Genomic DNA, 19,569 nt, shown 5'->3' on the forward strand with positions numbered 1-19,569 from the left:
CGGACGGGCCCCCGGGGCCGGCGCGCCGGCCGGGCGCGGGCCGGAGCCCGGCTGAGCAGCCGGACGCGGACCGCTGCCGGGCAGCTGGCTGCCGGGCACGGCCGGGGCGTCGGCCGGGCGCGGGCCCGGCTGAGCTGCCGGACGCGGACCGGGGGTCGGGGCGCCGCCGGACGCGGGGCGCGGCCCCGGACGCGCGGCGGACGGGGACGGGGCACCGGATGCCGCCGGTGCGGGCGCGCCGCCGGCCGGCTTGCGCGCCGCGGGACGTGCGGAAGGCCCGCCGTCCTTCTTGAATGCATCAGTCAACTTGCGTACGACCGGCGCCTCAATCGTGGAGGACGCCGAACGGACGAACTCACCGAGTTCTTGGAGCTTGGCCATGACGACCTTGCTCTCGACTCCGAACTCCTTGGCGAGTTCGTATACCCGGACCTTAGCCACTTCGCTCCTTCTGGTCCGGGGTGGTCGTCCGCCGGACCGTCGCTACCGCATGTACGTACTCATCGCGTACTCATCGAGTGCTCATCGCAATCTCGACCTACTTCCAACTCGCGAGGTACTGCTGTTCCGATCCGCGGCCCTGGGTTTCCGGGGCCACGCACGCGTGCAAACGGGCCGTGTCCAACGGCCCGACCACGCGCAACGCCCGAGGGAACGCTTTGCGGCGTTCCGCCAGGGCAAGACAGTCGGGGTCGCGGTGCAGATGCGCTCCGCGCCCCGGCATGGTGCCGCGCGGGTCGGGGACGCATGCGCCCTCGACCGCGACGACCCGCACCAGGTCGGTCTTGGCGGCTCGGGCTCGGCATCCCACACACGTCCGCACGGGGCCCGCCAGGTTCGGCAGGGCCTGTCGCTTACGTGTAGGAGGGCATGCGCTAGCCCGCGTCCGACCAGACATCAACTCAGTCTACCGCTCCCGGCCGCCGCGCGGCTCGGGCGTTCTTCCGCCCGGGCCTCCGTCACCGCTTCCGGGGTCGCCCTCGGTGTCCGGCCGGATGTCGATGCGCCACCCGGTCAGGCGGGCGGCGAGGCGGGCATTCTGGCCCTCCTTGCCGATCGCGAGGGACAGCTGGTAGTCCGGCACGGTCACCCGCGCGGAGCGCGCGGCGAGGTCGACGACCTCCACATGGCTCACCCGGGCGGGTGACAATGCGTTGGCGACCATGGTGGCCGGATCGTCCGACCAGTCCACGATGTCGATCTTCTCGCCGTGCAGCTCCGCCATGACCGCGCGGACGCGCGCGCCCATCGGGCCGATGCAGGCGCCCTTGGCGTTGAGGCCGGAACGGGTCGAGTAGACCGCCATCTTGGTGCGGTGGCCGGCCTCGCGGGCGATCGCGGCGATCTCCACCGAGCCGTCGGCGATCTCCGGGACCTCCAGCGCGAACAGCTTGCGCACCAGGTTGGGGTGGGTGCGCGACAGGCCGATCGACGGGCCCTTGGGGCCGCGGCGGACGGTGACCACATAGGCGCGCAGCCGCAGGCCGTGCTCGTAGCGCTCGCCGGGGACCTGCTCGGCGGCGGGCAGGATCGCCTCGATCTTGCCCAGGTCGACCAGCACGTTGCGCGGGTCTTTGCCCTGCTGCACCACGCCGGAGACGATGTCGCCCTCACGGCCGGCGTATTCGCCGAACGTGACTTCTTCCTCGGCGTCCCGCAGGCGCTGCAGAATCACCTGTTTGGCGGTGGTCGCGGCGATGCGGCCGAAGTCGTGCGGGGTGTCGTCGTACTCGCGCGTGGTCTGGCCGGCCTCGTCGGTCTCGGCCGCCCACACCGTGACGTGGCCGCTGGCCTTGTCCAGCTCCACCCGGGCGCGCGGCTGGCTGCCCGGGGTGTGGTGGTATGCGGTGAGCAGCGCCGACTCGATCGCCTCGACCAGGCGGTCGAACTTGATTTCCTTCTCGCGTTCGAGCCCGCGCAGGGCGCTCATGTCGATGTCCACGTCCTACGCCTCCTCGTTCATGTCGTCGTCCTCGTCGTCGGCGTCGGCGTCGGTGCCGTCCGCGACGGGCTCATCGGTCTTGCGGTTGAACTCGACCTGGACGGTGGCCTTGGCGATCTCGGCGTAGGCGAGGCGCCGCGGCTTGCCGTCGACGTCCAGGTCGACGCCGTCGGCGTCGGCGTGGACGATACGGCCGACGACCTTGCCGCCGTCCGCCATCGCGGCTTCGACCAGGCGACCGGTGCTGCGGCGCCAGTGGCGCTCGGCGGTCAGCGGACGGTCGATGCCGGGGGTGGTGACCTCCAGGACATAGGGCATGCTGCCCATCACGTCGGAGGCGTCGAGTGCTTCGGAGACGGCCCGGCTGATCGTCGCGACCGCGTCCAGGTCCACGCCCTTGTCGGCGTCCACGACCACGCGCAGCACGCGGCGCTTGCCCGCGGGGCTGACGGAGACGTCTTCCAGATCGGCACCGGAAGATGCGGCGACGGGTTCCAGCAACTCGCGCAGCCGGTCCTTCTGGGTGGTGCTCATCCGGATGACTCCTCGGCTGCGTGTGCTGTTGTCGCGAATCTTCGGGCGGGCCCGCTCCCGGGCCGCTGAGAGTGACAACAGTATCCGGTCGGCAACACTTCGCGTGCACGCGCGGTCGGGCGCCCGTCCGCGCCCTCGGGGATGCGATAGCGTCCGTCAGCATCCGCGCCGTTTGCGCGGCCCATTCGACCGGACGATCAGCGGGAGTCGAACGAATGCACGACGCGGGGCCGTCGCGCAGGACCGTCCTGGCCGGCCTCGGCGCTCTCGCCCTGGGCCTGGGTGCGGCGGCCTGCGATTCGGGGGGCGGTTCGGGGCCGGGACCGGACCAAAGGAAAGCGGACGACCAGGCCCGTGTGCGGGCCCGGGCCGCGGCCGTGGCACTGCTCGACCGGTACGACGCGGTGATCGCCGCTTATCCGGCACTCGCGGGCCGGTTGCGCCCCTATTCCGACGAGGTGGGCCGGCATCTGGCCGCGTTGGGCGGGACCCGGCCGACCGTGCCGCCGTCCGCGCCGCCCGAGCCGGTGCCGGCGACCGAGCAGGCCGCGGTGGCCGACCTGGCCGCGCGCGAGCAGCGGGCCGCGGACGACCGGATCGCGGATCTTCCGGCCGTCGGCCCGCAGTTGGCGCGGACGATCGCGTCGATCTCGGCGAGTCAGACCGTCCACGCGAGAAGCCTGGGGAGCCCGTCGTGAGCACGTCTCCGTCCCCTTCGTCGTCCGAGTCGCCGCTGGTCCGGGCGATGCAGTCGGCGCTGGACGCCGAGCACGCCGCGGTCTACGGCTACGGCGTCGTCGGCGCCAAGTCCACGGGCGCGCAGCAGACCTCGGCGCGTACCGCGTACGACGCGCACCGGGCCCGCCGCGACGCGTTGGCGCAGCAGGTGGAGAAGCAGGGTGCGGTGCCGCATGCCGCCGCGGCGGCGTATGCGCTGCCGTTCCCGGTGAACACGCCCGCGGACGCGGGGCGGTTGGCCGTGTACCTGGAGGAAGGCGTCGCGGCGCACCTGGTGGACCTGGTCGGTGCCGCGTCGGGCGACACGCGGGTGACGGCCGCGAAGTGGCTGCAGGACGCCGCCGTGGCGGGAGCGGCCTGGCGCGGGTCGAGTGTGCCGTTCCCGGGGCTGCCGGATACCCCCGCGTCCCCGTCGGGGCGCGCCTCGTGACCGGCGCGGCCGGCAGTCCTGTGGAGGTGCCCGCGAGACTCGTGCGCACCGCGTTGCGCTGGTGCGGCGAGGAGGCCGCGCGGCCGTGGCTGGCCGGACTCCCGGAGGCCGCCGCCGAGTTCCTGGCGCGCTGGGAGCTGGAGCCGGAGCGCCTGGTGCTCCCGGGCGGCGCGCTGAGCCTCACGTTTCTGGTGCGGCGGGCGGACGGCACGCCGGCGACGCTGAAGCTGGGTTTCGTCGACCGCTACACCGCGCACGAGGCGGACGCGCTGTCGATATGGGACGGCCGCGGTGCGGTGCGCCTCCTGGAGGCCGAACCCGCGCGCGGCGCATTGCTGTTGGAGCGGCTGCAGCCGGACGTGTCGCTGCGGTCGCTGCCCGAGGACCGGGCGATGCTGGAAGCCGTCGAGGTGCTGCGCCGGCTGTGGGTGCCCGCGCCGGAGGGGTCGCCGATCGACCTGGTCGCCGAACGGGCGGGGTACTGGACCGAGTCGATGCCGCGCCGGTTCGCCGAGTTGGGCGAGCCGTGCCCGAAGGCGCTGCTGGACGAGGCGGTGTCGCTGTGCACCGAGTTGGCCGGCTCGCAGGAGCAGACGGTGGTGCTGCACACCGACTGCCACCACGGGAACGTGCTGGCGGGCGAGCGGGCGAAGTGGCTGGCGATCGACCCGCGGCCGATGCTCGGGGAGCCGGCGTTCGACCTGGGGCCGCTGGTGCGGGACCGGCTGATGACGGTGGTCGCGGAGACGCGGCCGCAGGCGGTCGTCCGGCGGCGGGTGACGTGGCTGGCGAACTCGTTGGATCTGGACGTGGAGCGGGTGCGCGGCTGGGCGCTGGTGCAGGCGTTGGCGCTGGGGCTGTGGTGCCTGTCGGTGCACGACTCGACGGGTGAGGACCTGCTGTCGGTCGCGGAGTGGCTCGCGTAGCCGAGCCCGGCCCGGCGCACCGGTTTCCGGTCGCCGCCGCCCGCGGTCATGCGACGGTCATTCGATGAGCAGCGGGAGTTCGGCGCCCATCACGGTGTAGGGGCGGGCGTTGCCCGGGAACAGCACCGGGACGGCGAGGTCGCGGAAGCCGACGCCGTAGTACAGCCGCCGTGCGGGGGTGTCGTCGTCGACCGCGGACAGCAGGATGCGGGTGCGTTCCTGGCCCTGGCAGAGCAGGCTCAGCAGAGTGCGGCCGATGCCGAGGCCCTGCCGGCGCGGCAGGACGTGCAACTCCCCCACCACGAAGGCGTCGTCGAGCCAGTCGGCGTTGCCGGTGCGGGCCAGGTAGGGCTCGATGACGAGCGACCACCACTGGTCCTTGAGGTTCGGGTAGCCGTAGCCGAAGCCGATGAGCTTGCCGTCCGGGGCGAAGGCGCCGAGGGCGCGGATGCCCGGGAATCCGGCGTGCCGGTGCACTATCCGCTGCCGGACCGCGATCTCGTCGTCGTTGAGCCCGAAGGCGAGGGCCTGCACCTCGACGGTTTCCACGGCGAAGTCGCCGAGGTCGATGAGCCGGCACGTCCATTCCATGGCGCGGAACGTTATCGCGTGGTCAGAACAGGACGCTCATGAACGCGCCCGTCTCGGCGAATCCGACGCGCTTGTACGCGGCGCGCGCGGGGAGGTTGAAGCTGTTGACGTACAGGCTGGCCACCGGGGCGATCTCGCGCAGCGCGTAGTCGAGGACGGCGGCCATGCCGATCTCCGACAGGCCTTCGCCGCGGCGTTCGGGCGCGACCCAGACGCCTTGGATCTGGCAGGCGTGCGGGGTGACCGCGCCGATCTCCGCCTTGAAGACCACCTTGCCGTCCTCGATGCGGGCGAACGCGCGTCCGGCGCCGACGAGTTCGGCGACGCGGGCGCGGTAGAGCGCGCCGCCGTCGCCGGCCAGCGGGCTCACGCCGACTTCTTCGGTGAACATGGCGACGCACGCGGGCATGGCGATGTCGACTTCGTCGCGGCGGATCCGGCGGACGAGCGGGTCGGGGGCGACCGTCGCGGACGGCTCGGTGGCGACCATGAGGGGCTGGCGCGGCCGCACCTCGCGGGCCGGGCCCCAGACGGGCTCCAGGAGCCCCCACAGGTTCGCGGCGGCGGTGGCGGGGCCGACGATCGAGGAGCAGCGGCGGCCTTGGCGGCGGGCGCGGTCGGCGAACGACCGTATCGCCTCGGGGCCGGCTTCGACGGGCACCAGGTTGGCGCCCGCGTAGCACAGCGAGGTCAGGCTGCCGCTCTCGTAGTAGCCCCAGAGTTCGCCGCCGAGACGCCACGGGTCGACACCGGCGACGTACACCCGCGAAGCGACGAACACGTTCGTCACCGGGTCGCGGTCGAGGATTTCCAGCACCGCGGGCAGATCGGTGCCGTCGAGCACCTTGGAGGAAACCGAGCCAAGCACGGGCCTCACCCTGCCATCATGCGGATCACCTCACCAGAGTACGGGTACCCGGGCCGCCCGGACCCGCCGGGACACGGGCGTACCCGAGGGGGTCCGGGCCGGGTCCGTCACCGCACCGGCGGCACCGCTCCGCGCGGTGCGCGCGTCCCCGGGTCGGGCTCGGGGAGCGCGGGGCAGCTCGCGTCGTCGGCGAGCGTGCCGTGCACCAGGTAGGCCGAGCCCGCGTCGTCGACGCAGGGCCCGCCGCCGATGAACTGGCCGTGGTTGCCGCTGCCCTGCACGGTCAGCATCCGCGCCGACGGGAGCGCCGCACGCATGTGCGCGGCGCCCGTGTAGGGCGTGGCCGGGTCGCGGGTGCCCTGGATGAGCAGCACCGGCGGCAGGCCTTTGCCGTCGATCACGGTGGGCGGAAGGGTGTTGCTCTGCAGGGAGAGGCAGGCGCCCGCGGAGGCGATGTTGGCGCCGAGGTAGCCGTACTTCCTGCCGAGGTCCTCGGTGTCGCGGGCGAACACCGCGGGGTCGGCCGGCGCGGGGGCGTCGGCGCACGTGACGGTCTGGAAGACCGAGTCGAAGTTCTCGTCGTCGGCGGTGGCCGCGCCCTTGAGGTCGCGCAGCGGGCCCGCGTCGGACCGCTGGGCGTACGCGGAGACGGCTTGGGCGAGGGCGGGCCACTGCCGGTCGCTGTAGAGGCCGCCGATGGTCAGGGTGTCGAACTCGGTGCCGCCGAGGGCGCCGTCGGCAGGGCTCGCGGCCAGGGCTTCGCGGGTGCGGTTCCAGGCGGCGAGGACGGCGTCGCGGGTGGTGCCGAGGCCGTATGCGGCGTCGTGCCGGGCGGTCCAGTCGGCCCAGTCGCGCCAGCGGAGCCAGAAGGCGTGCGCCTGGCCGGCGCCGGTGCCGTACCAGACCTGGGTGGGGTCGACGATGCTGTCGAGGATCATGCGGCGGACCCGGTCGGGGTGCCGTTGGCCGTAGACGGCGCCCAGGTAGGTGCCGTACGAGTAGCCGAGGTAGTTGATCTTGTCTTCGCCGAACGCGGTGCGGATCGCGTCCATGTCGTCGGCGATCTGGCGGGTCGTCAGGTACGGGAGCAGGTCGGGCGCTTTGGCTTTGCATCCGTCGCTGTAGACGCGGGCCGCGTCGACGATGGCCTGTTGCCCGGCGGCGGTGGTCAGCGCGGTGTCGGGCTTCGGCGCCCGGGCGAAGGTCGCCAGGTCGAGGCAGTCGACGTGCGTGCTGGTGGCGCGGCCGCGCGGGTCGAAGCCGACGACGTCGTACGCCCGCCGCACCGGGTCCGGCAGCAGCCGGGCGAACGCCGCGGCCGACCCCACGGCACCCGCGCCGGGCCCGCCGAAGTTGATCAGCAGCACGCCTTGGCGCTCCGCCGCGCTGCCGGTCGCGGGCGAACGGGACACGCCGATCTGCAGGGTCCGGTCGCCCGGGTGGTCGTGGTCGAGCGGCACCGCCACCGTCCCGCAGCGCTCCCCCGCCGTGGTGCGGGGCGGGCAGGTGCCCCATTGCACGCCGGGCGCGGCGTGCTCCGGGGCGGGCTGGGGCGCGGGGGTGTCGGCGGGCGCGGCCGCGGCCGACGCGGCCACGGCGAGCGCCGCGAGCACGACGGCGATCCCGCGGCGCCGCGCCCCGGCCGCGGAGGCTGTGCCCGCCCCCGGTGCCCGCTCCGGTCGTCCTGCCGCGTTCCCCGTGCTGCCGCCCCTCATTGGTTCGCCTCTCGCGCGTCGGGTTCGGGTCCGCCCGCGCACACCACGTCCGCCGACGGCAGGGTGCCGTCCCGCAGGTAGGCCCACGCGACGTCGGACACGCAGTCGTTCGGGTTGAAGATCAGCACGCCGTGGTTGCCCTCGCCGCGCAGCGTGACCAGCCGCGACGCGGGCAGCGCCCGGTGCATCGCGACGCCGCCGGCGAGCGGGGTGGCCGCGTCGTTCTCGGCCTGCACGAGCAGTGCGCCGGGCAGGCCGCGCCCGTCGATCGGCAGCGGCGTGCGCGGCGGCGTCTTCCAGAACAGGCAGGGCGCGTTGAGCCAGGTGTTCGGCCAGGTGAGGATCGGGTTGGCGCGGTTCAGGGCGTCGGCGTCGCGGTTCCAGACCGACCAGTCCCGGGGCCACGGCGCGTCGTTGCACTCGACGGCGGTGTAGACGGCGGTCATGTTGGCCTGCACCGCGCTCGGCGGCTCGTAGAGCTTGCCGAGCGGCGCCGGGTCTCCGGCCAGGTAACCGGCGAACGCGAGGGCGAGATCGCGCCACTGGTCGTCGTCGTACATCGCGGTGGTGACCATGTCGTAGACCTCGGCAGGGCCGATGTCCCCGGCCGGGGCCGCGCGGACGCCGGCGAGCACCCGGCCGAAGGCGGCCTCCACCGCGGCCGCGTCCGCGCCGAGCTTGAGCACGTCGTCGTGCCGGCCCGCCCAGCGGGTGAACTCCCGCCAGCGGTCCTGGAAGGCGATGTCCTGGTCGAGGTTGACGCCGTACCAGATCCCGCGCGGGCTGGGGTCCACGATGCTGTCGAGGATCAGCTTGTCGACCCGCTGCGGGAACAACTGGCCGTACACGGCGCCCAGATAGGTGCCGTAGGACCAGCCGAGGTAGGACACCTTCGCTTCGCCGAGCGCCGCGCGGACGTCGTCCATGTCGCGGGCGTTCTCGGCGGTGCTCATGTGCGGCAGCAGGTCCCCGCCGCGGGCCGCGCAGCCCTCGGCGTACGTGCGCGCCCGGTCGAGCAGCCGCTGTTTGTCGGCCTCGGTGCGCGGCACCGGGTCGGGCTTGGGCGCCTGGTCGAAGACCGCGGTGTCGACGCACTGCACGGGCGAGCTGTGGCCGTTGCCACGCGGGTCGATGCCGACGATGTCGTACCGGTCGCGCAGGTCGGCGGGCAGCCGCTGCTGGACGGCCGCGGCCAGCCACATGCCCCGCCCGCCGGGCCCGCCCGGATTGACCAGGATGGTGCCCGCCTTGGGGCCGCGGCCGGTGGCCTGGGCGAGCGAGACGGCGAGCGTGGTGGTGCGGCCGTCGGGGTGCTCGTGGTCGAGCGGGACGGCGAGCGTGCCGCAGCGCAGCGTGCCGGACAGGTCGGCGGGGCAGGCGCCCCAGGCGAGCCCGGGCGAGACCCGGGGCACGGGACCTCCGGCGGCGGCGGTGCCGTCACTGCCGTCGGTGCCGACCGCGGGACCGGCGATGCCCAGTGCCGCGAGCGCCGCCGCGACAGCCGCCACCGCAAGGCTCTTGGTCACGACGCGTGGCACAGCATCCCCCTCCCGCCGACGCCGGGTGCGCGGCCTCCTCGGCCGATGATCGGCAGCCGCCGCGGGCGGATGAAGGGGAACAACGAACAGTCCACCCGACCGGGGCGGAAAAACGCCCGATCGGGTGGACTGGGGAACTACTGGAGAGCGCCGCCGCGCGAGGCCTGAGCCGACGCCGCGTCAGCCTCGGTCGGCCGCGGCCGACCGGGCTCAGCTGATGTCGACGATCGGCTCGCCGGAGATCACGCCGTCCTTCTGCATCTGCTCGGCGATGATGAGGGCTTCCTCGATGAGCGTCTCGACGATCTTCGACTCCGGGACGGTCTTGATGACCTCGCCCTTCACGAAGATCTGGCCCTTGCCGTTGCCGGACGCGACGCCGAGGTCGGCTTCCCGGGCCTCGCCCGGACCGTTGACGACGCAGCCCATGACCGCGACGCGCAGCGGCACCTTGAGCCCGTCGAGGCCCGCGGTGACCGCGTTGGCGAGCTTGTAGACGTCGACCTGGGCGCGGCCGCAGGACGGGCAGGAGACGATCTCCAGGCCGCGCTGCCGCAGCCCGAGCGACTCCAGGATCTGCGCGCCGACCTTGACCTCTTCGACCGGCGGCGCGGACAGCGAGACGCGGATGGTGTCGCCGATGCCCTGGGACAGCAGCGCGCCGAAGGCGACCGACGACTTGATGGTGCCCTGGAACGCCGGACCGGCCTCGGTGACGCCGAGGTGGAGCGGGTAGTCGCACTGCGCGGCCAGCTGCTTGTACGCCTCGATCATGACGACCGGGTCGTTGTGCTTGACCGAGATCTTGATGTCGCGGAAGCCGTGCTCTTCGAACAGCGAGCACTCCCACAGCGCCGACTCGACGAGCGCCTCGGGGGTGGCCTTGCCGTGCTTCTGGAGCAGGCGCTTGTCGAGGGAGCCGGCGTTGACGCCGATCCGGATCGGCACCCCGGCGTCGGACGCGGCCTTGGCGATCTCGCCGACCTTGTCGTCGAACGCCTTGATGTTGCCCGGGTTGACGCGCACCGCGGCACAGCCGGCGTCGATGGCGGCGAACACGTACTTCGGCTGGAAGTGGATGTCCGCGATGACCGGGATCTTCGACTTGCGGGCGATGTCCGGCAGCGCGTCGGCGTCGTCCTGCGACGGGACGGCGACGCGGACGATCTGGCAGCCCGAGGCGGTCAGCTCGGCGATCTGCTGGAGGGTCGCGTTGACGTCGGAGGTCAGCGTGGTGGTCATCGACTGCACCGAGACCGGGGCGTCGCCGCCCACGGGCACGTTGCCGACCATGATCTGCCGCGACTTGCGGCGCGGAGCGATCGGCCGGTTGGGTACGGACGGCATGCCGAGCGTGATCGCGGTCATAGCTGCTTCAGCCCCGGGTAGGTCGGACGAACAGTGCGCGGCCCGTCGCCGACGCAGTCGGCACGGAAGCCGATCACCAACGCTACGGCACGCGCCAGGCAACCGCGTAAAGGCGTCCCCTACCGAGCGAATCTGTTGCAGTACCGGCACATAGCGTTGCGACAACCGGCTGGTCCGGCCCGGAAGGCGATCACCGCGGGTGTCCGAAAACGACCGGGCCCGCACTGCGCGGCAGTGCGGGCCCGGTGTCGGCGCAGGTCAGGCGCGGGTTATGTGACCTTGACCGGATTCACCAGGTCGGCGATCAGCACGAGCACCGTGAAGCCGATGAACACCATCGCGACCGCGTACGCCACCGGCATCAGCTTGGCGACGTCGAACGGCCCCGGGTCCGGGCGGCGGAACATCCGGGCGACCCGGCGGCGGAGCGATTCCCACAGCGCGCCGACCATGTGCCCGCCGTCCAGCGGCAGAAGCGGCAGCATGTTGAACAGGAAGAGGCCGATGTTGACCATCGCGAGGATCTGCACGAAGTAGAAGATCCGGTCGGTCGCGGGAGCATCGGCGGCCAGCACCTCGCCGCCGATCCGGGCGGCACCGACCATGCCGACCGGCGAGTCCTTGTCGCGCTCCTCGCCCTGGAACGCGGCGCCCCACAGCGCCGGGACCTTCTGCGGGATCCGCGCCAGGCCTTCGATGGACTTGTCGATGTACGTGCCCATCTCGTCGACGACCCCGCCGACGCCCAGGGTGTTCCGCTCGATCAGGGGGCTGAAGCCGAGGAAGCCGGACCGCACGTACTTGCCGTCTATCGCCTGACCGTTGCCGTCCAGCTTCGCCATCTCGTTCTGGGCGATGGTCGGCGTCAGGGTCACACGCTGCCCGTCGCGTTCCACGACCACCGTGACCTGGCCGCTGCTCTTGCGGATGAGCGGCTGGAGGTCCGTGTACGAGTTGACCGGGACCCCGCCGAACTCGACGATGCGGTCGCCTACCTTCAGCCCGGCGGCCTTGCCGGGCGCGGCCGCGTCGTCGGCCTTGCACTCGCGGCTCGCGTCGCTCGCGGGCACCACGCAGTCGGTCACGACGGCGACCTTGGTGCTCGGCTGGTTGATGCCGTAGAACATCCACGTTCCGGTGAGGATCGCAACGCCCAACACCAGGTTCATCGCCGGCCCGGCCAGCATGATGAGGAACTTCTGCCACGGCTTGCGGGTGTAGAACATCCGCGTCTCGTCGCCGGGGCCGACCTCTTCGTAGGAGGCCTCGCGGGCCTCCTCGATCATGCTGCGCCACGGCGAGGTGCTCTTGGCCTTGACGCGGCCTTGGTCGTCCGGCGGGAACATGCCGATCAGCCGGCAGTAGCCGCCGGCCGGGATGGCCTTGAGGCCGTATTCGGTCTCGCCGACCTTCTTCGACCACAGGGTCTTGCCGAAGCCGACCATGTACTGCGGGACGCGGACGCCGAACAGCTTGCCCATCGCCAGGTGACCGGCCTCGTGCCACGCGATCGAGAACAGCAGCCCGAACACGAAGACGACGATGCCGATCACGGTCATGAGCAGCGTCATCGGGTGACTCCCAGAGCTTCGGCGACAAGTTCTCGCGCACGGTGGCGGGCCCACAGTTCGGCGTCGAGGACGTCCTCCAGTGTGAGGCCTTCCTCGCCCTTCCCGCGGACGTCGTGCTCTCCGACAACGCGCGCGACGGTATCCACGATCCCGAGGAACGGAAGGTTCCCGGCGACGAACGCGTCCACGCATTCTTCGTTGGCCGCGTTGAACACCGCGGGTGCCGTCCCACCCGTCGCACCCGCCTCGCAGGCCAACGCGACCGCGGGGAACGCCTCGTGGTCGAGCGGGAAGAACTCCCAGCTCTGCGCCTTCGTCCAGTCCATCGCGGGGGCGGCGTCGGGCACCCGGTCGGGCCAGCCGAGGCCGAGCGCGATGGGCAGCCGCATGTCGGGCGGGCTGGCCTGGGCAAGGGTCGACCCGTCGATGAACTCGACCATCGAGTGGATGATCGACTGCGGGTGGACGACGACCTGGATGCGGTCGAACGGGACGTCGTAGAGCAGGTGCGCCTCGATGACTTCGAGGCCCTTGTTGACCAGGGTCGCGGAGTTGATGGTGATGACCGGGCCCATGTCCCAGGTCGGGTGCGCCATCGCCTGCGCGGGGGTGACGTCGGTCAGCTCGGCGCGCGAGCGGCCGCGGAAGGGGCCCCCGCTGGCCGTGACGACGAGCTTGCGGACCTGGTCGTAGCGGCCGCCGCGGAGGCACTGGAACAGCGCCGAGTGCTCGGAGTCGACCGGGACGATCTGGCCGGGCTTGGCCGCGGCCTTGACCAACGGGCCGCCCACGATGAGCGATTCCTTGTTGGCGAGCGCCAGCGTGGTGCCCGCGTTGAGGGCGGCCAGCGTGGGGGCCAGGCCGATCGAGCCGGTGATCCCGTTGACCACGACGTCGCACGGGTGGGCGGCGAGTTCGGTGGCCGCGTCGGGGCCCGCCAGGATCCGCGGGACCTGGTACTCGCCGGTCGCGTAGCCGCGGCGCTTGGCCTCGGCGTAGAACGCCAGCTGGAGGTCCTGTGCGGCGGTGGCCTGCGCGACGGCGACGACCTCGACGCCGAGTTCGAGGGCTTGGGCGGCGAGGAGGTCGACGCGTCCGCCGCCGGCCGACAGGCCCACGACGCGGAACAGGTCGGGGTTCGCCTTGACGACGTCGATCGTCTGAGTCCCGATGGAACCGGTCGAGCCGAGCAGCACGACGTCGCGCCGTGCGGCGGGCCGGGACGGATCGGAGAACGGGGCGTACGGGTCGGCCAGGGAGTCCATCGCACCATTGTGGCGGGCGCGGATGCCCTCCCGTCGCCCGCCCGGCCGCGCAACCGGTCGGGCGGCCCGTCCGGAAAGGCAAACGGGCCCGGCGCAACCCACCCCAGGTCGCCGGGCCCGTCGTAGGGGGGACTCGATCAGAGGTCGAGGCCGGTGAGCACCATGACGCGCTCGTAGGTGAAGTCGTCCATCGCGTACTTGACGCCCTCGCGGCCGACGCCGGACTCCTTGGCGCCGCCGTACGGCATCTGGTCGGCGCGGTAGGACGGGGCGTCGCCGATGACCACGCCGCCGACCTCCAGTTCCTTGTGCGCCCGGAAGGCGGTCTGCAGGTCGTGCGTGAAGACGCCCGCCTGGAGGCCGTACTTGGAGGCGTTGACCGCGGCGAACGCGGCGTCGGTGCCGTCGGCCTTGGCGATGGTCAGGACGGGGCCGAAGACCTCTTCGCACGCGAGGGTGACGTTGTCCGGGAGGTCGGTGAGGACGGTCGGCGCGTAGGTCGCGCCTTCGCGCTTGCCGCCGGCGAGCAGCTTCGCGCCGCCCGCGACGGCCTCGTCGACCCACGACTCGACGCGCTTGGCGGCGTCCTCGCTGACCAGCGGGCCGACGTCGACGGTGTCGTCGGACGGGTTGCCGGTGACCTGCGCGCCGACCTTGGCGACGACCTTCTCGACGAGGCGGTCGTAGACGGCGGCGTCGGCGATCACCCGCTGCACCGAGATGCAGGACTGGCCGCCCTGGTAGTTCGAGAAGGTCGCGATGCGGGTCGCGGCCCATTCGAGGTCGGCGTCGGACGCGTAGTCGGCGAGGACGACCGCGGCGGCGTTGCCGCCGAGTTCGAGGGTGACGTGCTTGCGCGGCACGGAGTCGAGAATCGACCAGCCGACCGGGCCCGAGCCGGTGAACGAGATGACCGGCAGGCGCGGGTCCTGCACGAGCGCGGGCATCTTGTCGTTCGGCACCGGCAGGACGCTCCACGAGCCGGCGGGCAGGTCGGTCTCGGCGAGGATCTCGCCGAGCACCAGCGCGCTGATCGGGGTGGCCGGGGCCGGCTTGAGGATGATCGGCGCACCGACCGCGATGGCCGGGGCGACCTTGTGCGCGACCAGGTTCAGCGGGAAGTTGAACGGCGCGATCCCGAGCACGACGCCGCGCGAGAAGCGGCGGACCAGCGCGTAGCGGCCGGTGCCGCCGGCGTCGGTGTCGAGGCGCATGCCCTCGCCGTTGAACCGGCGGGCTTCCTCGGCGGCCCAGCGGAAGACCGAGACGGCGCGGCCGACCTCGCCGCGCGCCCACTTGATCGGCTTGCCGTTCTCGGCGGTGATCAGGCGGGCGATCTCCTCGGTGCGCTCGGCGAGGCGCTTGGCCACGTGGTCGAGCGCGGCGGCCTTGCGGTACGCGGGCAGGCCGGAGAACTCGTCGCGGACGGCGTAGGCCGCGGCGACGGCTTCCTCGACCTGCGCGTCGGTGGGCACGCTGACCCGGCCGACGAGGCTGTTGTCGTAGGAGTGGGTGACGTCGAAGGCGGACTCGCCGGTCGCCTGCCGACCGGCCAGCCAGAACGCGTGGGTCGTGGTCACGGGAACTCCATGCTGCTGCGCGTACGGGATCGGCGCAGGGCCGCGCCGTTGTCCCTCACGGTACGGCGGGCGCGCGGGAGCGGCTTTGTCCACTGCGGCGGAATCCGGCTCGGCGAACGCTACGGAATGGCCAGCCGGTCGGCGGTGCCGGTCAGGACGGCTCCGGCTCCCCCGCCGCGCGCAGCGCGAGCCACAGTTCCGCCCGCACGTCCGGGTCGTCGAGGCGGCGGCCGAGGATCTCCTCGGCACGCCGGATCCGGTACCGCAGCGTGTGCCGGTGCACGCCGAGGTCGCCCGCGGCGGCGTCCCACTGGCCGTGCCGGGCGAGCCACGCGCGGACCGACGCGACGAGGTCGCCGCGGCCGCCCGCGTCGTGCGCGTGCAGCGGGGCGAGGAGTTCCTCGGCCCAGGCGCGCACCGCGTCGCCGCCGAGGAGGGGCAGGAGGGAGGCGGCGGCTTGGCCGTAGACGCTGACGGTGCGGTCGCCGCGCACGCCGATGCCGTACACCTGCCGGGCCTGCCGGTGCCCTTCCGCGACGCCGGCCGGGTCCGCGGCCACCGTGCCGGACACCCCGACGACGATGCCGGGCAGGTCGCGGGCCGCGCGCTCCCACACCGCGGCCGGATCCCCCTCGGCGAGGCGGGCCGGTGCGACGACCACCACGGTGTCGTCGAAGTCGGCGGTGAACACGTCGGTGCCCAGGGCCGCGGCGCGCTCGGCGAAGGGGAGCCGGGCCGCTTCCGGGCCGCGGGCGGAGGCCACGACGACGTCGCCGGACGGCAGCGGGGTGCCCAGGTCGGCGGCGATCGCGCGGACCAGGCCGCCGTCCGCGTCGTCGCCGCCGAGGTCGGCCGCGTCGCCGAGCCACATGCGCAGGAGTGCGGTGCGCATGCGCCCCTCGGCGGCGTGCAGCGCCCGGGACTGTTCGAGGGCGAGGGTGAGCAGCGAGGTCGCCGAGGCGACGATCTGGCGGTCGGCGGCGCCGGGCGGGTTCTCCGAGCCGACCGCGAGGAAGCCGCGGATGCGCCGGTCCGCGCCGAGGGACTGCAGGACGACGCGTTCGCCGTGCGGCCCGGAGCCTTGCAGCGAGGCCGAGGCGGGTGCCGACAGGCCGCGCAGCCGGGTGACGTCCTCGGCGAGCGCGGCGGCCCGGGAGCGGGCGGGGGCCGGGCTGACGTGGACCGGGGTGCCGGACGCGTCGTACAGCGCGGCCCAGCCGCCGAGCCGGGCGGCGAGGCGGCGGATCAGGGCCGCGGTGCCTTCCCGGCCGAGGACCGCGCGGGTGAGTTCCTGCTGGGCGGTGAAGCTCGTGGTGACGGTCTCGTACTGGTCGGCGGCCAGGGCCGAGGACACCATCTTGCTGATCGCGATGAACGGCGTCGGGCGCGGCACGGCGAACACCGGCAGACCGCGTTCCTCGGCGGCTTCCAGGACGGCGGCGGGGACCTTGGTGTGCGTCAGGCCGATGCCGAGGCCCAGGCCGACGACGCCGGCTTCGGCGAGGCGTTCGACGTAGGCGCGGCGTTCGTCGGACGACCGGCCGATCTTCATGCCGGTGGTCAGGACCAGCTCGCCGCCTTCGAGGTACGGCGTCGGGTCGGCGAGTTCGCTGGTGTGCACCCAGCGGATCTGCCGGTCGAGGTTGCGTTCCCCGGCCAGCACCAGCAGGTCGAGCGCGGGGGCGCGGACGAGCTGGTCGAGCGTGGGAGGCATGGCGCGGTTCCTGACGGCGAAGCGGCGGCCTGCGGCGCCGCCCCGTCGGGAGCGGCGGCGTTGGGCCGAAGTGGAGCACGAGGACTCCTCCATTGTGCCGCGGCGGCGCAGTCGCGGCAGCAGCCGCGTGTCGCCATGCGGAATGATCATCACTCCTCCGCAACGGTCCACTACATTGAGTGCGTTTCCTGGTGCGGGAATCGACGCGGCGGTGACGGGATGGACGTGGAACGCAGACGGGGCGCCCAAGGACCGGAGAGCGGGGCCACGACCGACACCGCCGGGCAGTGGTGGCAGGACCCCGACGCGGAAGCCCCGGCGTTCGCGCCGCCGCCGGCCGGTGCCGTGCCGCACCCCGCCCGTCCGGGCAGCGCGTCCCTCGTCAAGCAGCCCGGATCCGACCTGCGGTCCTGGGTGTTCGCCCCGCGGTTCCGCGACGCGCCCGGGGTGTACGCGTACGGTCGCGACGAAGCCGCGCTCAAGCTCAAAGCCCTCGACGACCGGGCCCGCCGCCGCCCCGACGGGGCGCTGATCCGCCGTGCCGTGCTGTGGCTGCTGCTGTCCGCGATCGCGTTCCGCTGGTTCGTGCTCGTGTACTCGTGGATCGTCATCAACGTCATCCCCGAGTTCCTGTGGCCGCTGTTCGCCTCGCTGTTCTGGGTCGCCTGCATCGGCTTCTTCGCGTACGTCGGCCGCTGGCACGAACTGCTCCTGCCCTACCTCGCGCCGCTCCTGCAACGGCTCGAGACCCGGGCCGAGGCCAACGGCAAGCCCACGGCCGAGCAGTGGCGCCGCGCCGGGACCTTCCTGCTGGCCGGCCTGGTCGCCTGGGCGATGCTGCAGCGCCCGTTCGTGTGGCTCCTCCTCCAGACGTTCCCGGACAGCCGCCACACCCTGCACGAGCTGCAGTGGCTCATCCGCATCGTCTACAACGCGGCGTTCCTGGCGGCCGCCGCCTACTGGGGGCGCTGGCCCGAGGTGCTGCGGCCCTACCTCGCCAAGCCGCGCCCGGCCGAACCGGCGGACCCCGACGACGCCGCCGAGACGGCCGCGCCGGCCGACGACGACCTGTGGCCCGAGCTGCGCGACGCCGGTTTCGTCGGCGCCGCGAACCGGCTCGACGAGGAAGCCGACCTCGGCCGCCTCGGCGACGTCGACTATCTGCGGCTCCGCCGGGTTCTGGAAGCGAGCGGCGGCGACTTCGACTTCCTGGACGACGTCGCCCACGAGGTCCGCGAACGCGGCGCGGGGGCGTGCGCGCACGGCTCCGGCGCCCGCGACCTCAAGCCCCGCGAAGCCGTGCACGACCTGATGACCGGCCAGGTCAAGGTCGGCGAAGCGGCGGACAGCGACCGCAACACCGCACCGGTGCGCGCGGTCGGATTCGCGCTGGAACCCGATGTGCTCGGCACGTCGATGGTGGTCGTCGGCCCGTCCACCGCGGGCGAGGCCGACGCGCTGCTGCGGCCGGTCGTCGAGTCGCTGAGCCTGTCGGCGCTGGCCGGGGCGGCGTCCGTGGTGGTGCTCGACGCCAAGGGCGCCGCGTTCGCCCGCAAGGGCGCCTACGACATCGAGATCGTGCTGGGCGACCCCGACTCGGCGTGGGGCATCGACCCGTACGGCGGTTCCGCGACGGCCGAGGAGGCCGCGGACCGGCTCGCCACCGCGGCACTGGGCGACGAGGACGACGCCCGGCTGCGCGACACCGCCCGCAGCGCGCTGCACCAGGCGATCGCCGCCTACGTCGCGGCCTTCGGCCGCCACCCCGGCTTCGCCGCCCTCCTGGACCTGCTCGACGGCCACGCCGACGCGGTCGACGCGCTCCGTACCGCCCTCGAGGCGGCGGGCCGCGCCGGCGAGTTCGAACGCGGCCTGCGCACGCTCGCCCGGGCCGACGAGGGCGCGCGCGCCGTCGTGCAGCGCCTGTCGGTGCTGGAGCGTCCCGGTGTGGCCGCCTTGTTCGACCCGTCCCGGCAGCGCTTCGCGATGCGCCACATCGACCGCCCGGTGCGCGTGCGGGTGGCGCTGAACGAAGCGTCCTACCCGGACGCGGCGCGCATCGTCGGCCGGCTCCTCATCGGCCAGTTCGTCCAAGCCGCCGCGGCACGCGACACGTCCGCCGCGGACGACGGCGTGTTCACCTGCCTGATCGCCGACGGCGCGGGCGCGTTCGTCGACGAGTACGCCGCGCAGGGCATGGCCTGGCTGCGCAGCCGCAACGCCGGAATGGTGCTGGCGGTGCGCTCGATGGACGACTTCGCGCCGCGGCTGCGAGCGACGGTCTTCGGTGCGGTCGGCTGCAAGGCCGTCCTGCCGGGCGCGGGTCCCCGCGATGCGGAGGCGTTCGCCCAGCACTGGGGCAAGCGGCTGGTCGAGGAGACGTCGGTGACCAAGGGCGCGCCGGAGGGCGGCCTGCTGCGCAAGACCCGCTTCGCGCTGATGGGCGCGCTGTTCGGGGAGAAGGCGGCGGGCGGTTCGGAGAGCGTGACGGTGCGCAAGGTCGAGCGGTACCGGTGGTCGCCGTCCGAGATCACCGGGGAACTCGGCGCCCGCCACGCGCTGTGCAGCCTGACGACCCGCGAGGGCGAGCGCACCGGGCCGGTGCTGGTCGAACTGGGCAAGTAGCGGGGCCGGGCCGGAGCCGCGTCGAGGCGGTCGGCCGCACACGCCGCCGACTTGTCCACCGCGGCCAGGTCGACCCGACCCACTTCACCGGTGTGGCGCATGCACGGCGCCCCGAAACCGACCTAGCCTGCGGTCATACCCGCCTTCCCGTCACAAGGAGACCT

At 73.2% G+C, this 19,569-nt stretch carries 17 protein-coding genes; 4 read left to right on the top strand and 13 right to left on the bottom strand.

Translation table 11 applies throughout. From position 1 onward, the window contains the following. The 4 genes from ABEA93_RS26575 to rimP all read right to left on the bottom strand — a co-directional run. Positions 1-441, bottom strand: a 441-nt coding sequence (locus ABEA93_RS26575; RefSeq protein WP_345678310.1) for a translation initiation factor IF-2 N-terminal domain-containing protein, incomplete at its 3' end; no start/stop codon positions are given. A 97-nt stretch (positions 442-538) separates the two neighbouring features. Next, positions 539-898, bottom strand: a complete 360-nt coding sequence (locus tag ABEA93_RS26580) for a YlxR family protein (protein ID WP_345678311.1) — start codon at positions 896-898, stop codon at positions 539-541. Between the two features lie 9 nt (positions 899-907). Beyond that, entirely contained in the window at positions 908-1,942 is a 1,035-nt protein-coding gene (gene nusA / locus ABEA93_RS26585; RefSeq protein ID WP_345678312.1) for a transcription termination factor NusA, read from the bottom strand. A gap of 3 nt (positions 1,943-1,945) precedes the next feature. Further along, entirely contained in the window at positions 1,946-2,476 is a 531-nt protein-coding gene (gene rimP / locus ABEA93_RS26590; RefSeq protein WP_345678313.1) for a ribosome maturation factor RimP, read from the bottom strand. A 215-nt stretch (positions 2,477-2,691) separates the two neighbouring features. On the opposite strand from rimP, the gene ABEA93_RS26595 reads away from it, so the two are divergent. From ABEA93_RS26595 to ABEA93_RS26605, 3 genes are read left to right on the top strand one after another with little or no spacing between them, the layout of a single operon-like run. Beyond that, on the top strand, positions 2,692-3,174 hold the full coding sequence (locus ABEA93_RS26595) for a hypothetical protein (protein WP_345678314.1): 483 nt from the start codon (positions 2,692-2,694) through the stop codon (positions 3,172-3,174). Beyond that, positions 3,171-3,644 (top strand): ferritin-like domain-containing protein, encoded by a 474-nt coding sequence (locus ABEA93_RS26600; protein WP_425585107.1) that lies wholly within the window; start codon positions 3,171-3,173, stop codon positions 3,642-3,644. Before ABEA93_RS26595 ends, ABEA93_RS26600 begins: the two co-directional genes overlap by 4 nt. A gap of 41 nt (positions 3,645-3,685) precedes the next feature. Next, positions 3,686-4,570: an aminoglycoside phosphotransferase family protein gene (locus ABEA93_RS26605; protein ID WP_345678315.1), complete on the top strand. Its 885-nt coding sequence runs from the start codon at positions 3,686-3,688 to the stop codon at positions 4,568-4,570. Between the two features lie 57 nt (positions 4,571-4,627). On the opposite strand, the gene ABEA93_RS26610 is transcribed toward ABEA93_RS26605, so the two are convergent. From ABEA93_RS26610 to ABEA93_RS26650, 9 genes are all read right to left on the bottom strand, one after another. Then, on the bottom strand, positions 4,628-5,161 hold the full coding sequence (locus ABEA93_RS26610; protein WP_345678316.1) for a GNAT family N-acetyltransferase: 534 nt from the start codon (positions 5,159-5,161) through the stop codon (positions 4,628-4,630). Positions 5,162-5,183: 22 nt separating this feature from the next. After that, positions 5,184-6,029, bottom strand: a complete 846-nt coding sequence (locus tag ABEA93_RS26615) for a GNAT family N-acetyltransferase (RefSeq protein ID WP_345678441.1) — start codon at positions 6,027-6,029, stop codon at positions 5,184-5,186. Between the two features lie 107 nt (positions 6,030-6,136). Beyond that, positions 6,137-7,642 carry an alpha/beta hydrolase gene (locus tag ABEA93_RS26620; RefSeq protein ID WP_345678317.1) on the bottom strand — a complete coding sequence of 502 codons (1,506 nt, stop codon included), beginning with the start codon at positions 7,640-7,642 and terminating at the stop codon, positions 6,137-6,139. Positions 7,643-7,740: 98 nt separating this feature from the next. Beyond that, positions 7,741-9,282 (bottom strand): alpha/beta hydrolase, encoded by a 1,542-nt coding sequence (locus ABEA93_RS26625; protein WP_345678318.1) that lies wholly within the window; start codon positions 9,280-9,282, stop codon positions 7,741-7,743. Positions 9,283-9,492: 210 nt separating this feature from the next. Further along, a complete protein-coding gene (ispG, locus tag ABEA93_RS26630) occupies positions 9,493-10,650 on the bottom strand; it encodes a flavodoxin-dependent (E)-4-hydroxy-3-methylbut-2-enyl-diphosphate synthase (RefSeq protein WP_345678319.1) in 1,158 nt (385 codons plus the stop codon). A gap of 269 nt (positions 10,651-10,919) precedes the next feature. Continuing rightward, a complete protein-coding gene (locus tag ABEA93_RS26635; protein WP_345678320.1) occupies positions 10,920-12,221 on the bottom strand; it encodes a M50 family metallopeptidase in 1,302 nt (433 codons plus the stop codon). Continuing rightward, complete coding sequence (dxr, locus tag ABEA93_RS26640; RefSeq protein ID WP_345678321.1) at positions 12,218-13,486, bottom strand: 1-deoxy-D-xylulose-5-phosphate reductoisomerase; 1,269 nt, start codon at positions 13,484-13,486, stop codon at positions 12,218-12,220. Before dxr ends, ABEA93_RS26635 begins: the two co-directional genes overlap by 4 nt. A 137-nt stretch (positions 13,487-13,623) precedes the next feature. Then, positions 13,624-15,066 carry an aldehyde dehydrogenase family protein gene (locus ABEA93_RS26645; RefSeq protein WP_345678322.1) on the bottom strand — a complete coding sequence of 481 codons (1,443 nt, stop codon included), beginning with the start codon at positions 15,064-15,066 and terminating at the stop codon, positions 13,624-13,626. 151 nt (positions 15,067-15,217) lie between these two features. After that, positions 15,218-16,780, bottom strand: coding sequence for a PucR family transcriptional regulator (locus ABEA93_RS26650; protein WP_345678323.1), 1,563 nt, complete (start codon positions 16,778-16,780; stop codon positions 15,218-15,220). 225 nt (positions 16,781-17,005) lie between these two features. Between ABEA93_RS26650 and ABEA93_RS26655 the strand changes: the two genes are divergently transcribed. After that, positions 17,006-19,405, top strand: a complete 2,400-nt coding sequence (locus ABEA93_RS26655; RefSeq protein WP_345678324.1) for a type IV secretory system conjugative DNA transfer family protein — start codon at positions 17,006-17,008, stop codon at positions 19,403-19,405. Positions 19,406-19,569 lie beyond the last annotated feature (164 nt).

This window comes from Yinghuangia aomiensis, assembly GCF_039542225.1.
GTDB lineage: Bacteria > Actinomycetota > Actinomycetes > Streptomycetales > Streptomycetaceae > Yinghuangia > Yinghuangia aomiensis.

Excerpts from the sequence above, each read along its gene's own strand:
- rimP (WP_345678313.1), bottom strand. The coding sequence starts at position 2,476 with ATGAGCACCACCCAGAAGGACCGGCTGCGCGAGTTGCTGGAACCCGTC.
- dxr (WP_345678321.1), bottom strand. The coding sequence starts at position 13,486 with ATGGACTCCCTGGCCGACCCGTACGCCCCGTTCTCCGATCCGTCCCGG.
- ABEA93_RS26610 (WP_345678316.1), bottom strand. The coding sequence starts at position 5,161 with ATGGAATGGACGTGCCGGCTCATCGACCTCGGCGACTTCGCCGTGGAA.
- ABEA93_RS26580 (WP_345678311.1), bottom strand. The coding sequence starts at position 898 with ATGTCTGGTCGGACGCGGGCTAGCGCATGCCCTCCTACACGTAAGCGA.
- ispG (WP_345678319.1), bottom strand. The coding sequence starts at position 10,650 with ATGACCGCGATCACGCTCGGCATGCCGTCCGTACCCAACCGGCCGATC.
- ABEA93_RS26650 (WP_345678323.1), bottom strand. The coding sequence starts at position 16,780 with ATGCCTCCCACGCTCGACCAGCTCGTCCGCGCCCCCGCGCTCGACCTG.
- ABEA93_RS26595 (WP_345678314.1), top strand. The coding sequence starts at position 2,692 with ATGCACGACGCGGGGCCGTCGCGCAGGACCGTCCTGGCCGGCCTCGGC.
- ABEA93_RS26635 (WP_345678320.1), bottom strand. The coding sequence starts at position 12,221 with ATGACGCTGCTCATGACCGTGATCGGCATCGTCGTCTTCGTGTTCGGG.